Genomic DNA, 13,750 nt, shown 5'->3' on the forward strand with positions numbered 1-13,750 from the left:
ATGACTTATTCACGTTATTCAATAAACGCTGTGAACACTTGCGTGATGACTTCATCGCTTAAAAACCTCAACTTTGACCGTCAAGGAGCGACGTGTTCGTGAACCGTTTAAAACCCCTGCCGGTGCTGCTCTTGGCTCTCGCCGCGTTTTATCTATTACCTCTGGGCCTGCACGGTTTGTGGACCCCGGATGAAACCCGCTACGCCCAGATCAGCCAGGAGATGCTCCAGAGTGGCAACTGGGTGGCGCCGCACTTCATGGGCATCCGCTATTTCGAAAAACCGGCCGGCGGCTATTGGCTGATCGCCCTGGGCCAGGCCGTGTTCGGCCAGAACCTGTTCGGCGTGCGCATTGCCTCTGCGCTCACCAGTGGCTTGAGCGTGCTGCTGGCCTACCTCATCGCCCGCCGCCTGTGGAACGACCCGCGCAAAAGCTTCGCCTGTGCCCTGCTATACCTGAGCTTTGGCCTGATCGCCGGGCAGGCCGGGTATTCGAACCTCGATCCGCAGTTCACCTTGTGGGTCAACCTCAGCCTCGTGGCATTGTGGTTTGCCCTCGACAGCAGCACCCCACGCAGCCGCCTGGGGGCTTGGGCCGTGTTGGGGTTTGCCTGCGCGATGGGTTTCATGACCAAGGGCTTCCTGGCCGGGGCGCTGCCGGTGTTGATCGCGCTGCCGTACATGCTCTGGCAACGGCGCCTGGGCGAGTTGCTGCGCTATGGCCCGCTGGCGATCTGTGTCGCGGTGCTGGTGTGCTTGCCGTGGGTGCTGGCGATTCACAGCCAGGAGCCGGACTTCTGGCGCTTCTTTTTCTGGAATGAACACATCCGCCGTTTCAGCGCCGACAACGCGCAACACGTGCGACCGTGGTGGTTCTTCCTGCCGATCATCGCCGTGTCCTGCCTGCCGTGGGCCGGGTTGCTGCCCAGCACCCTGCGCGCCACCTGGCAGCAGAAACGCCAGCCGGCCATCGCTTTCCTGGCGCTGTGGCTGTTGCTGCCGCTGGTGTTCTTCAGCCTGAGCAACGGCAAGCTGCCAACCTACATCATGCCGTGCCTGCTGCCGCTGGCGTTGCTGATGGGGCATACCTTGAGCGACCTGCGGCGCCTACGCCAGGCCCGCACGATCTGCCTCAATGGCCTGCTCAACTTCGTGATCGGCATGGCGGCCATGGTCGGCCTGATCTATCTGCAAATCGCCAGGCCCGTGTACAGCAACAGCCACGCCGAGATGTTCAGCCTGTCCCTGGCGTTTATCGTGTTGCTGGGGTGGATACTCACCAACCTGCTGCAAGCCTTTCGCCCGTTGACGCTGTGGGCCATGCCGGTGCTGGGTATCGGCCTGTTGGTGATTCTGTTGCCGGCGAGCATGCCGCAAGTGATCGCCGATAACGAAATGCCCGACACGTTCGTCTCGGAGCATCAGCAAGTCCTGCAACAGACCCACGCCCTGCTTAGCAACGACCTGAGCCTCGCCGCCGCCCTCGCCTGGCGCCTGCAACGCCCGCAAGTGGCGTTGTATGACACCGAAGGCGAGCTGCGCTACGGCCTGCAATATGCCGATTCGGTTTACCGCAAGATCGACCTGGACCAGGTGCAAGCCTGGCTCAAGGACGCCCGCCAACAGGGGTCGGTCGGCGTGCTGATACGCGTCGGCAGCACCAGCGAAATGCGCGAGGCCGGGCAACTGCCACCGGGGGGCAAGCGCTATTACAAAGGGGCACTGGAATTGATCGTGTATCCACAACTCCCCCTCACGAACGCAGGCTCGCCGCATGAATAAACGCCTCATCCAGGCTCTTGGCCTTGTACGCACTCATAAAGCCTTGCGCATCATTGAAACGATTGAAGCGCCGCTGGCTGAGCATGTAGAAGTCATCGCAGTGCGTGACGATCTCATCGACGTTATGCGATGAAACCAGCACCGCGACACCGTCTGCCGCCGCCCCCTCCAGGCATCGCCAGATGTGGTAGCGAAACTCGGGATCTACACCTGCGGTGGGCTCATCCAGTATCACAATGTCAGCATTGGCGCAGAGCAGCGACAAGGTGAAAAACCAGCGCTTTTCTCCGTAGCTGCAGAGGGAGGACTTTTTGTTCCAGAGTTCGCAATACCGCTGCGCAATGCCTGGGCTCCATTTTTCGATTTGATTGAGCGCGTGCTCTTGCGTGACCTTCGTTTCTGAGCAAAAAAGCATGACCATCTTGAAAATGTCGAACATGCGCAACACAGCGGGCGTGCTGATGACTTGCGAGAGGTAAAGCAGCTTCGAAAAAGAGTTGTTTATCTCGCCGCCATGCCTTTTTTTCAGGCCACACATCACGTCAAAAAACGTGGTTTTACCGGAACCGTTAGGACCCAGCAGACCAGAGATCGAACCTGCCTCAACCTCCAGCGAGGCGTTATGAAGCACGGTATGCGATGCATATCGAACATCAAGCGAGTCCACAATGAGCCGCGCCATTAGTAACGACTCCAAACGGGATTAATCAATAAAAAGCGAAACATCAGCCCCCATGAAAGTACGAGACAAACCACCACCACCACAACAACCCACCCGCACTCCGTCACGCCAACCAACATAACTCTATTTGCCCACCACATCGGATTAAAAAACCGGACCAAGGCAAGCGTTGAGTTTAAGGAGCCGATACTTACGATTCCAAGCGCCAACATCCCAAGGGACAACATGGAGAAAACCGTACTCGCATTCTGAAAGCCCACTGGGACCAGGGTTAACAAAAGCGAAGGTATGGAAAACAGCAGAAAACACACATAAAACCGCCCGACGACAACGAGATACTCGGCTATATCTACCGCGCCAAACGAATAACGTGTCAGCAGGTAGAACACAGAGCAATACAGGATTGAAACAATCGAATACGCGAGAAACTGCCCGGCAAGGAAAATAACCTTCGTGCGACCTGTATAGACAAAAGACCGCAGAAAACCGCTCTCTCTGCGACCCACGATGTAAAACGCCAGCCCGAACAACGCAACACTTGATGCGACAAAAGCGTAGAACCATGAAGTGTTCGACAAATAATCGCCAGCCCCCCCCATCACTGGCGCCCTTGTGTAGGCAATCAGGTAATAGGTAACGACCGGAGAAATCACTGTCCAAAACAATGCAACAGGTTCTTTTAACTGTTCTTTGATAAATAACAGCGCTAACAAAACAGGCTTCGACAGGGCGTACGGGGTCATGATTCACCTCATGGAAACGGAACCATTTTTTCTAACCGAGACTGGAGTATTGAAGATTTAAACCCTTTAGAGTACTTATTGATCGAATTAAAGTTTCTTGAATTATTCATATGAAGAAATAAATCAGGAGAAATGAATTTAACAAAAACGCCTCCCCCTCCATCAACCCCTCCAATTGTTGAATAAAAATATCCAGCAACATCCATTCGCCTCAATACAAACAAGAACTCAGAAACGGTGAAATCCTGCAAAGACCTACAACCTCCGCACTCTACAACATCGGTAATCTCTTGGTAGGTCTCGTAAACATTGCAACCTAGAAAGTAACGTATATATGAATCTTCAAGCATTTTTTCTTCAGAATCAGTTGCCTTGAATAAATTCATAAAACGAAAAGTCTGCCATAACTCCAGCAAAGACTTCTGCATAGCCACCGCCAATTCCGACGCATAAGCCATTCCTGCGCAATATTTTACGTAATGATTAATGTTCTTTTGCCCATATACAACCAGTACGCAAAACCCTGGAAATCTAGTATCAGATATATCTAAAAATGTAATTTCTCCTGAAGCCGCCAGAGCTTTATAGAGTTGCCGAACGGATTGCCCCTTCAATAACTCGCCCGTCTCAACAGTAGAGATTCGAGAGCAGCATTTCTTCGTGAGCCAGAACCTAACAAGAAATTGACGCTCCAGATATTCCTTTATTGCTCCTAAGAAGGCAATATTGGGATTCCAGTGAAAGCTGCATCCACATGTATCCCGAAGAGGATAAAGCAAGCTATCCTCACCTAGACTATGCGATGACAGTGAAATACAGGCAGTAGGGATAAAACACTTGGAAAAGTCTGAAGACCTGATCACTTCACTTAAAGCGAACTCATGCTTCTCAATATCAGAAATGGACATTTTTTTAGATGCCGTCTGAACGAATGCTCTTGCAAAGCCAAGAACCTCACGCTCCGATAAAAACTCACTCAGACGACCACTCCTTCTTGAAGTAACTTCTCTATAAAAATGACGGCGCTCAAAATATTCTCCCAAAGCAGTTTTAACCGAATTTGAGCCTCCTCCAACACCGTTCCCATTCACCGAGAGGAAATCTGAAACCTCGGCAGAGTGAGGTAAAGTGAGAATACATGCAGGTTGAAAAAGGAGGGTGCCGGGCAAATCAGGCTTATGCATTAGATTAATAAGTTTCATTTTGCCTACCTATAAAATGAACGCATACTGGGAAGAACAAAGCTGGATTTATTCCTAGAGCCCTACAAAGCATCGTATCGGTATATGCAGACCATAGTCTACACGCCAGCCCCAAAGATTTAGCTTGCAGTTCGACGAGCATGTAAATTGAACCAATCTCCATCAGTGCCATCCGGTACCCGCGATACCGATACTTGAATAAATTTTTAGGCATATAGATTGCGTAAATGAGCGCCAAGCTTGGCGTTCCAATATTATTAAACGAGGACAACAGCGCCGCTTTTAGTTCTTCAATATCAGTTTCAATTTGCATCACTTCAAATTTACGTGACCGGGGGAGTAAGTGAAGGATTTTTCCGGCACTGGGCCAATTAGAGTTTTCCTCAGTAAGCGAACAGAGGAAAATTTCCGCAGGGTAAAGCGCTCCCGCGCTTGGATATCCTCGCTTGTATGAGTCCTGGCTCTTTGAAAGTAAAGGACACATTAGTTTTTCAACGTCAGAAAATTCTAAAGGCAACGGTAAAAAATGCTCACACGACTCATTTCTACACAACGATTCTTCTCTGTTATCTTGGGGCAATTTTATTGTTAAATCCAGATCCGGATAAAAAGCCAGCTCATTCCCAGTCAATTGGGCCAAATGCTTTTCATCCAAACGATGAAGAATGGTACGATCTTTGAACGCCTTATGAAAAATAAAATTCCCTTTATAATGAAACTCTAGCACATCATCATACACTGAAGAATTTATAAATCTGAGATAGTAATCATGTGGAATATTTTTCATCCCTCCACCCTCAAGCAATCACACATATACCAGTGAGAATTAGATTCTTCGAAAAGCTGACCGTCTCTCAATTGAAGATATGAGCTATACAGAACGTCATCTTGATACTTACATCCGTCGTTATGCTCAGTGAAGAATTTTACCTTTCTGATAACTGCACCGATAACGATCATTTCCTGATAAAGACTCAGCGCTTTAGCAGGAACCCCTACACGTCGACTTTTGCAAAATGCTAGGACACTTGACCAACTGTTCTTTGCCGGGGCTATCGACTCATTATTAATTAATCTATCCACAGCACAGAAATGACAAGGATTTCCTATTTCCTGAATGTAAGGCTGACCAATACAAAAAACACTGCCCATCTGCCAACAGACGCTTATAGCGCTCTTTGGCGATGCATGCGCAAGTTTAAAATATAAGCTTCGGATACTTTCATAATTATATGAATGGCACAACAAGACAATAAAGCACTTGAACGGCCGTACCGCTTCAACCAGTTCACTTGAGAATGACTTAAATTCCAAGCAACCAGATAACTCCTCACCAAACAGGGCCTCAATATCAACCTGGCCTTTCCACTCATGAACCACTATCGTCTTTTCAAAATATATCTCATCAATACATTTGAACGGAATAATTCTTTCTAAAAAATCAAACGCATCACTTTGAATCAACCCATTTTCCGCGAGCAATTCATCTAACTCAATTTTCGTCATTACGTTCGACAATTTTAACTTTCGAAGCACATTTAGCAGAGGCTGAGAATGGATTTTTGAAATCCCGACATCAGACACTACAAGACTTTCCGTTTCAAAGTTTAAAATTTCATAGCTGGGTATGATTATATTCATCGAACGATCTCCTGTAGAGGTTTTCTGGCAAACCAGAAAACCTCATTAGGTGAGTGGAGACTGAATCTATTCATCCGCAGCTGGATGCTCCGCTATCGAATTATGGCAGCCACCACTTCCTCCATTACATCCTCCGCCACCACCACATCCTCCGCTCCCCCCGCACCCGCCTTGGCTCCCAGACCCTCCGGCGTTATCTACATAAGGGTTGAACCCATACTCACTTTCGAAACTAAAAACAAACTCTCCAAACTCTTCAATGTTCATTTCAACTCTCCACTTTTTTATTTACAACTCTGACCTCCAATCGCTTATCAACAAGCGACAAAACCAAATCTAGCCGCTTCAAAAAAAACTGCAATATTAATAAAAAACTCACGTACGAAATTTAACCCAAAGCATTAGGAAATTTCACTCAACAATTTCGGACGAAGAATAGTTGCGCAAAACACTAAAACGCACTTCTTGCCATACATCAAAAATCTGTTTCTTTATTAAATTAATAAGTTAGACGTAATCAGACTAAAAGAAGAAATGACCGCTCTCGAAGGCATTTTCTTTTAGCAAACTGGGCATTCTTCAAAAATGCAGCAGACAATCCGACAAATGGCAAAATCCACTCCGCTTTTACGAACGGTATTGACCCTCACCTGTATAAAAAACCATGCGTGTAAAGCGTTTCAAAAACGTTACTGGCTAGGCTTTGTCCCGCCTACATCTAGGCCGCAGGGCATGCGGTAGATGTCTGCTTGCTGTCAGACCGTTAAGGGAGCCAGAGCCCTCACTGAGGATTAGAAAGTGGCGTGCTGATACGCGTCGGCAGCACCAGCGAAATGCGCGAGGCCGGGCAACTGCCACCGGGGGGCAAGCGCTATTACAAAGGGGCACTGGAATTGATCGTGTATCCACAACGCCCCCTCACGAACGCAGGCTCGCCGCATGAATAAACGCCTCATCCAGGCTCTTGGCCTTGTACGCACTCGTAAAGCCTTGCGCATCATTGAAACGATTGAAGCGCCGCTGGCTGAGCATGTAGAAGTCATCGCAGTGCGTGACGATCTCATCGACGTGTGACGGTTCGAACAACTCTCTAACTGAGGCCCCGCGATCCAAATGTGGGGGCTTGCTCCCGATGGCAGTGGGTCAGCTATAAATGCATTCACTGCCCCTACCGCCCCTCCACTCACAATCACTCCCCAAACAACTCCCCAATCAGGTTGAACACGGTGCTCTTCACCGCACTGTCCAGTTCGGTCCAGGCCAACCCGGTGCTGGCCTTGAACGCGCCCAGTTGCAGAGGCCGCGACACGCAGTTGGTCGGCAGCGCCCGCGCCGCCTGCTCTGGCAATACGCCAATGCCCAACCCGGCAGAGACCAGTGCAAGCATGGTGGTGAACTCGCCCAGTTCGGCAGCGATCTGCAAGGGCATGCCCAGTGCCTGGATAAATTCATCGTAAAAACCCGGCGCATAGCGGCGCGCGAGGATATACACGGGCAGGTCGAGCAAATCGCTGGGCAGCACGCAGGGCTGCGCCGCCAGCGGATGGTCCGCCGGCAACGCCACACAAAAACTTTCCTGTAGCACCGCGCGCGTCTGCACGCCGGGATGTGTGGCGGGCAGGCGCATCAGGCCGAAATCCAGCAGGCCGTTTTTCAACGCGGCGGCTTGATCGGGGCCGGGCATGTCCTTGAGTTCCAGCTCGATGCGCGGGTAGCGCTGGTGCACCGCGCGGATCAACTCGGGCAGCCATTGCGGCAACACCGACGAGACAAAACCCAGGCGCACACGGCCGATTTCACCACGGTTGGACGCCCGCGCCGCATCGGCCGCCCGTGCGGCCTGATGCAAGGTGGCCTGGGCTTCGGGCAAGAACACACGGCCGGCTTCGGTCAGCGTCACCGAATGGCGATTGCGGTCGAGCAGGCGCACACCCAAGCCACTTTCGAGCAATTTGATCTGCATGCTCAGCGCCGGCTGCACAATCGACAATTGCGCGGCGGCCCGGCCGAAATGCAGCTCCTGGGCCAGCACCACAAACGCCCGCAAGTGCTTGAGTTCCATCCCGCCTCCTCGGTTATCACAAAAATTGATCAGCCGATCATAAATGAATATTGGCCCCCCACCGCGCCTTGGGGTGAACTAAGGTCACTCGCGATGATTGAAGATGAGTTTGCTTATAACAATAAGCACGTCAGGAGACAGGCTCCATGCACAGCGTTTTAGATAACTTCCGCCTCGACGGCCGGCTCGCGCTGGTCACCGGTTCCAGTGCCGGCATCGGCCTGGCCATCGCGCGCGGTCTGGCCCAGGCCGGGGCGCGGGTGGTACTCAACGGGCGCAACCGCAGCACCTTGCGTGACGCGGCCGCCTTGCTCACGTTGGAGGGCCTGGAGGTGCACACCCAGCCGTTCGATGTGACCGACAGCGCGGCGATCCAGGCCGCCGTTGCGAGCATCGAGGCGCGCCTCGGCCCGCTGGAGATTCTGGTGAACAACGCCGGCATGCAACGCCGTGGGCCGCTGGAAGACTACAGCGAGCACCACTGGCGCGAGCTGATCAGCACCAACCTCGACAGTGCGTTCCTGGTGGGCCAGGCCGTGGCGCGGGCGATGATCCCGCGCAAGCGTGGGCGCATTATTAACATCTGCTCGGTGCAAAGTGAGCTGGGCCGCCCAGGCATTGCGCCGTATGCGGCAAGCAAGGGCGCGCTGAAGATGCTGACCAAAGGCATGGCGATTGATTGGGGCCCGCACGGGCTGACGGTCAACGGCATCGGCCCCGGTTATTTCAAGACCGAACTGAACGCCAACCTGGTGGCCAACCCCGAATTCAGCGACTGGCTGGTGCAACGCACGCCGAGCCGACGCTGGGGCGACGTGGCCGAACTGGCCGGCGCGGCGGTGTTTCTGGCCAGTGACGCGGCCAGTTTCGTCAACGGCCATATCCTGTATGTCGACGGCGGCATCACCGCATCGCTGTAACCCGGAGAAACTCATGCACGCTATCGTCTGCCATGCCTCAAAAGACCTGCGGGTCAGCCCTCAGGATGAACCGCAAACCCTCGCCCCCGGCCAACTGCGCGTGCGCATCGCCCGCGGCGGTATCTGCGGGTCGGATTTGCATTACTACCAACACGGCGGTTTCGGCACTGTGCGCCTGCGTGAACCGATGGTGCTCGGCCATGAAGTGTCGGCGGTGATCGATGCCGTGGGCGTGGACGCCGGGCCGTTCAAGGTCGGCCAGCGCATCGCGGTCTCGCCGTCGCGCCCCTGCGGCGGTTGCCGTTATTGCCAGCAGGGCTTGCCCAATCATTGCCTGAATATGCGCTTCTACGGCAGCGCCATGCCCTTCCCGCATGTCCAAGGCGCGTTTCGCCAAAGCCTGGTGATCGAAACGCACCAGGCCCATCGCCTGGCCGACCACGTGACCCTCGCCGAAGGTGCGCTGGCCGAGCCGTTGTCGGTGGGTTTGCACGCCATCCAACGCGCCGGCGCGGTGTTCGGCAAGCGTGTGCTGGTGACCGGTTGCGGCCCCATCGGCAACCTGCTGATCGGCGGTTTGCGCGCAGCGGGCGCGGCTGAAATCGTCGCCGTGGACTTGTCGGCCAGCGCCCTCGCCTGCGCCGAAAAAATGGGCGCCAGCCGCACCCACAACCTTGCCGACGGCAACGATGCACTCAAGCGCTACACCAACGAAAAAGGCTACTTCGATGTGATGTTCGAAGTGTCCGGCAGCGCCCAGGCCCTGCGCAACGGCCTGGAATGCATCGCCCCGCGCGGCGTGTTGGTGACGGTCGGGTTGGGCGGTGACGTGACGCTGCCGCTCAACCTGCTGGTCAGCCGCGAGATCGACCTGCGCGGCACCTTCCGCTTTCATCCGGAATTTGCCCAGGCAGTGGATTTGCTCAACCGCCGGATCATTGATGTACGGCCGGTGATCTCGCACACCGTGCCATTCGAACAGGCGGTGCGGGCATTTGAGCTGGCGGCGGACAAGACCCAGGCGATGAAGGTGGTGTTGGATTTTGGCGTGAGCGATCTGGATTAACGCCCGTTTGTGACTTTGCTGTGGGCGCGGTGGTTGCCAGGCAGTGCGACTTTTGCCTGAAAAAATCAAACTATCGCCACCTGCGCGGTTCAGAACTTCAGGTTCCGGCACCGCGCTGCCACACGCGAGCCAGCGCCTCCTGTGAAACTTCAGAACATGGAGCACGCCCCTTGATCGCACAAATCATGATCGCCGCCCTCGGCGTCGTCGCCATCTGGTTCAGCCAGAGCAAACGCCTGAAGGTGCGCCGCTACGCCTGCCTGTTCGGCATGGCGGGCCAGCCGTTCTGGTTCTGGTCTTCGATCAATGCCGAGCAATGGGGCATCGTATTGCTCAGCTGTTTCTACACGGTGGCGTGGGCCAAGGGCATCAAGACGCACTGGATCGACCGCAAGCCCGATGCGCGCGCCTGATTTGCAATCGCGCACCGCACTGCCTATATTTGCCGCCTGGCGCTCTCTACGCCACCTTCCGCGGAAAGGGCTGCGCCCAAGACAGTGAAGCACCCTCTTATTTCTACGACTCCACACCTTAAAGCGGAAAAGGTTTGTGCAAGGAGCTCGTATGTCGCAACGTCCCGTCACCTCCAACACCGATGGCCGTCTGAACCTTGAGCAGCAGCGCAAGCGCGCCAAGGAACTGTTATCCCAGCTCAAGACCCAAGACCCGGCAGCCACGCTATCCCAGGCCCAATGGCAAGTCGCCAGACAGCTCGGTTTCAGCAGTTGGCCCAAGCTCAAGGCGCATGTCGACGCCCTCGACTTCGCGGCTCGCCACCCGGGCTTCGATGCCAGCGATGAAGCGCGCACCACCCACTGGCGTTGCGGCAGCGACATTGCCCACACACTGAAGGTGGCAGGCTTCAAGGGCCGCTTCCGGATGCTGACCGACCCGCTGTGCATGGGCCCGGTGCGCGACCTGCCCCGCCAGGCATTCCACGACATGCGCGGCGCGTTCATCAGCCGGGCCTTCGCCATGGACGAAACAGACACCACACGCCGCGTGGTCGACGAATACACCCAACTGCAAACCCTGGCCAGCGCCGAACACAGCGTGCTGTGGTGCGAGGCGGATGCCTATGACCAGCTGTTCCTGATCCGCGCCCTGGCCGGTCTCGAGCAGGCTCCGCCCAGGCTGGAACTGATCGAGGTGGACCGCATTCCCGGCGTCGAGCGTTTTATCGGCATTGGCCAACTGGCACCGGATGTATTGGCCTGGTTATGGCCGCAACGGCGCGTGATCGATGACGACGCGGTTCACCTGGCCAAACAGGCCTGGGCGGCGTACTGCGACAGCTCACCCATCGCACTGGCGCAGTTGGCCCATGCCGAGCACACCGCCCTGCCGCTTATGGCACCCGCCCTGTTGCGCCAGTTGCAGGAATTGCCGGGGCTTGAGGACGGCCTGTCGCTGACCGAACGCCTTGCCCTCACTTACATCGCCGAAGCCGGGCCGGTAGCGTTCGGCCGGGTGTTCGCCGAGTTGATGGCCAAGCGCGAGCCGCTGCCGTTCCTGGGGGACATGATGTTTCATGCGCTGCTGCGGCCGTTGATCGATGGGGCACAGCCGTTACTGCTCGAAACCGAGGCCCACCTGCCATGGCCTCAGCGCAGGCTGGCGTTGACGCCGTTGGGAAGCGAGGTATTGAGTGGCAACGCCAACTGGATAGCCCACACCCAATCCGAGCGGTGGGTAGGCGGTGTTTGCACGCGGCCGGGTGAGGCGCATTGGGCGTTGGACCGCCACCTCAAGCCGGTGTGGCGCGAGCGCTAGCAACGCGCCCTGACGTGGCTGCGTCTGCAGCGTGGGTGACACACCGCACACGCAGCCGCGCCAAAACCCCGCAGCGGCTACGCAAAGGGCTCGTCCATGAGCGTCGAGACTCAGCGGCGAGCACTGACCGCCGAGGCACCGTTGGACACGATCACTTCCACGCGGCGGTTCAGCTGGCGCGAGTGTGCGCTCAGGTTGTCAGCGACCGGGAACTGCTTGCCGTAACCGGTTACCGTCACGCGCTCGGCCGCGACGCCGAGCCGTTGCAGGCCACGGGCGACCGCCTGGGCACGTCGCTCGGACAAGCTCTGGTTGAAAGCATCAGCCCCCGTGCTGTCGGTGAAACCTTCCACGCGCACCTGGCGCTCCGGGTTCTGTAACAGGAAATCCGCCAGCCCCTGAAGATCACGCGCGCTGGCGGGCTTGAGGTCGGCCTTGGCGGTATCGAACAGCACATCCCCAAAGGTGATGACCTGGCCACGCTCGGACGGCTTGGCCTTCATCGCCTGTAAAGCCTTGAGCTGCGCGGTGCGCACATCAAGCTGTACCTGGGTGCGGTCGGCCGCGATGTTGTCGAGCTGGGCATCGGTTGTGCGACCAATGATGGTCTGTTCCGCCAGGGCGATTTTCTGCGTGGCGAGGTAGGCCAACTGGTTGACCTGCGGGTCGGTGCGACTGTGCAGGGAGAGTTGATTGGCGCGGTCCAGCGCGTTGGCGGCAATACGGGTTTCAACCGCCGCCAGGGTATTGGACTCGGGCTTTTGTTGCAGGTCGGAGAACTGGCTGCGGGCTTGCAGCAGTTGCGGGTTTTCCGGCGCAGTCGCACAACCGGCCAACGCCAGGCTCAGGACCGACAGGGCAGGAATGAAAAAAATGGCACGCATGGCAAAGTCCTCAGTGGGTGGTCGCGGGGGCGTTGAGCATTTCTTGCTTGAGCACCTGGATGCCCTCCCGCGCCTGCTTCAAGACCTGTTGTTTACGCGCGGCATTGGCCTTGACTTCGGCCAGGTTGGCGTCGGCTTCGATCTGCTCGGCCAACGTGTGGACCTGGACCGAGTTCTTTTCCCCGATGGCTTGCTCCATGCGCGCCAATTTGTCCTGGGCTGTCCTCAGTTCCAGCGGGGCGAATTGAGTGGCTTGCGCCGACAGCGCGCGCTCTACCGAGTCACGGGCCAGGGAGATTTTTTCTGCGGGCAGAGGCGTTGCGGCGCAGCCCGCCAATGCACTCACGACGATGACGGCGAAAGCCGAGCGGCGCAGGTAGTTACTGACACTCGTCATTTTCACGGTTCGGCTCCTAAGCATTGGGTTCGAGTGGCCCTTAAGGGCCCGCCTGAGTTCAAGCGGGGGCCATGCTAGGAGGAAAAACATTAATCAGAATGGTGAGATTTCCTGCTTATGTGTAGGAAATCTCCCAATAACCAGCGCCCCGGCGCAGGCCCTGCACCGTTGCTGTCAGGCCGGCCTGGCGGCGACCGCTTCAACCTCCACCAACGCCCCCGGCAACGGCAAAGCCACCACTTGCAGCGCCGTGCGCGCCGGTTTGTTCGGCTGTTCGGGCGTGCCGAAAAATTGCGTGTAGCCGCGCTGCAACCCGGCAAAGTCGAGCTTGCCCTGGGTCTGCTCGGCGCCCACCAGAAACACCCGCAGTTGCACGATGTCGCCCAGGTCGAGGCCTTGTTGGCGCAAGATCTGGCGCAGCTTGTTGAACACCGACACCGTCTGAACCTCGGTATCGCCAAACACCCCTGGCACGTTCGGGTCGGCCAGGTCGGGCAAGGTGCCGCTGACGAAAACCAGGCTGGCGCAGGCCGGTACGGTAACGGTCTGCGAGATCGGGAAATCACCGACGCTGGTGCGTTGGATGCTGTCGCTCATGA

General features: G+C 56.0%; 15 protein-coding genes and 1 pseudogene. 6 read left to right on the top strand and 10 right to left on the bottom strand.

Annotated elements, in window-relative coordinates; all coding sequences use genetic code 11:
* Nucleotides 1–98 precede the first annotated feature (98 nt).
* Entirely contained in the window at nucleotides 99–1,781 is a 1,683-nt protein-coding gene (gene arnT, locus KSS96_RS18805; protein ID WP_217855199.1) for a lipid IV(A) 4-amino-4-deoxy-L-arabinosyltransferase, read from the top strand.
* Here arnT and KSS96_RS18810 read toward each other — a convergent pair.
* From KSS96_RS18810 to KSS96_RS18830, 5 genes are read right to left on the bottom strand one after another with little or no spacing between them, the layout of a single operon-like run.
* Nucleotides 1,753–2,463: an ATP-binding cassette domain-containing protein gene (locus KSS96_RS18810; protein WP_135196111.1), complete on the bottom strand. Its 711-nt coding sequence runs from the start codon at nucleotides 2,461–2,463 to the stop codon at nucleotides 1,753–1,755. The two genes, arnT and KSS96_RS18810, sit on opposite strands and share 29 nt — an antisense overlap.
* Complete coding sequence (locus KSS96_RS18815) at nucleotides 2,463–3,206, bottom strand: ABC transporter permease (protein WP_217855201.1); 744 nt, start codon at nucleotides 3,204–3,206, stop codon at nucleotides 2,463–2,465. The genes KSS96_RS18810 and KSS96_RS18815 overlap by 1 nt, the downstream gene beginning before the upstream one ends.
* Before the next feature lie 8 nt (nucleotides 3,207–3,214).
* Nucleotides 3,215–4,408 carry a YcaO-like family protein gene (locus KSS96_RS18820; RefSeq protein ID WP_225913296.1) on the bottom strand — a complete coding sequence of 398 codons (1,194 nt, stop codon included), beginning with the start codon at nucleotides 4,406–4,408 and terminating at the stop codon, nucleotides 3,215–3,217.
* Nucleotides 4,395–5,195 (bottom strand): SagB/ThcOx family dehydrogenase, encoded by an 801-nt coding sequence (locus KSS96_RS18825; RefSeq protein ID WP_068937406.1) that lies wholly within the window; start codon nucleotides 5,193–5,195, stop codon nucleotides 4,395–4,397. The genes KSS96_RS18820 and KSS96_RS18825 overlap by 14 nt, the downstream gene beginning before the upstream one ends.
* Complete coding sequence (locus KSS96_RS18830) at nucleotides 5,192–6,049, bottom strand: McbB family protein (RefSeq protein WP_217855202.1); 858 nt, start codon at nucleotides 6,047–6,049, stop codon at nucleotides 5,192–5,194. Before KSS96_RS18830 ends, KSS96_RS18825 begins: the two co-directional genes overlap by 4 nt.
* Before the next feature lie 803 nt (nucleotides 6,050–6,852).
* Here KSS96_RS18830 and KSS96_RS18835 point away from each other — a divergent pair.
* A complete protein-coding gene (locus KSS96_RS18835) occupies nucleotides 6,853–6,996 on the top strand; it encodes a hypothetical protein (protein WP_217855204.1) in 144 nt (47 codons plus the stop codon).
* Here the strand turns inward: KSS96_RS18835 and KSS96_RS28055 are convergent.
* Both KSS96_RS28055 and KSS96_RS18840 read right to left on the bottom strand, forming a co-directional pair.
* Nucleotides 6,968–7,120: pseudogene (locus tag KSS96_RS28055) on the bottom strand (ABC transporter ATP-binding protein); the annotation flags it as partial. The gene KSS96_RS18835 and the pseudogene KSS96_RS28055 sit on opposite strands and share 29 nt — an antisense overlap.
* A gap of 118 nt (nucleotides 7,121–7,238) precedes the next feature.
* A complete protein-coding gene (locus tag KSS96_RS18840) occupies nucleotides 7,239–8,111 on the bottom strand; it encodes a LysR family transcriptional regulator (protein ID WP_017528251.1) in 873 nt (290 codons plus the stop codon).
* Nucleotides 8,112–8,257: 146 nt separating this feature from the next.
* Here KSS96_RS18840 and KSS96_RS18845 point away from each other — a divergent pair, with 146 nt between their 5' ends.
* The 4 genes from KSS96_RS18845 (at nucleotide 8,258) to KSS96_RS18860 (ending at nucleotide 11,870) form a co-directional block, all read left to right on the top strand.
* On the top strand, nucleotides 8,258–9,031 hold the full coding sequence (locus KSS96_RS18845; RefSeq protein WP_135196113.1) for a glucose 1-dehydrogenase: 774 nt from the start codon (nucleotides 8,258–8,260) through the stop codon (nucleotides 9,029–9,031).
* Nucleotides 9,032–9,044: 13 nt separating this feature from the next.
* Complete coding sequence (locus KSS96_RS18850) at nucleotides 9,045–10,097, top strand: L-idonate 5-dehydrogenase (protein ID WP_137219782.1); 1,053 nt, start codon at nucleotides 9,045–9,047, stop codon at nucleotides 10,095–10,097.
* 170 nt (nucleotides 10,098–10,267) lie between these two features.
* On the top strand, nucleotides 10,268–10,510 hold the full coding sequence (locus KSS96_RS18855) for a hypothetical protein (protein ID WP_017528248.1): 243 nt from the start codon (nucleotides 10,268–10,270) through the stop codon (nucleotides 10,508–10,510).
* Nucleotides 10,511–10,661: 151 nt separating this feature from the next.
* Nucleotides 10,662–11,870 (top strand): DUF1835 domain-containing protein, encoded by a 1,209-nt coding sequence (locus KSS96_RS18860; RefSeq protein WP_116077755.1) that lies wholly within the window; start codon nucleotides 10,662–10,664, stop codon nucleotides 11,868–11,870.
* Between the two features lie 110 nt (nucleotides 11,871–11,980).
* Here the strand turns inward: KSS96_RS18860 and KSS96_RS18865 are convergent, their stop codons facing one another.
* From KSS96_RS18865 to KSS96_RS18875, 3 genes are all read right to left on the bottom strand, one after another.
* Complete coding sequence (locus KSS96_RS18865) at nucleotides 11,981–12,754, bottom strand: OmpA family protein (protein WP_065877601.1); 774 nt, start codon at nucleotides 12,752–12,754, stop codon at nucleotides 11,981–11,983.
* A gap of 10 nt (nucleotides 12,755–12,764) precedes the next feature.
* Nucleotides 12,765–13,151 (bottom strand): DUF4398 domain-containing protein, encoded by a 387-nt coding sequence (locus KSS96_RS18870; RefSeq protein WP_223271400.1) that lies wholly within the window; start codon nucleotides 13,149–13,151, stop codon nucleotides 12,765–12,767.
* A gap of 174 nt (nucleotides 13,152–13,325) precedes the next feature.
* A complete protein-coding gene (locus KSS96_RS18875; RefSeq protein WP_017528244.1) occupies nucleotides 13,326–13,748 on the bottom strand; it encodes a RidA family protein in 423 nt (140 codons plus the stop codon).
* Nucleotides 13,749–13,750 lie beyond the last annotated feature (2 nt).

Origin of the sequence: Pseudomonas asgharzadehiana, from assembly GCF_019139815.1 — a bacterium.
GTDB lineage: Bacteria > Pseudomonadota > Gammaproteobacteria > Pseudomonadales > Pseudomonadaceae > Aquipseudomonas > Aquipseudomonas asgharzadehiana.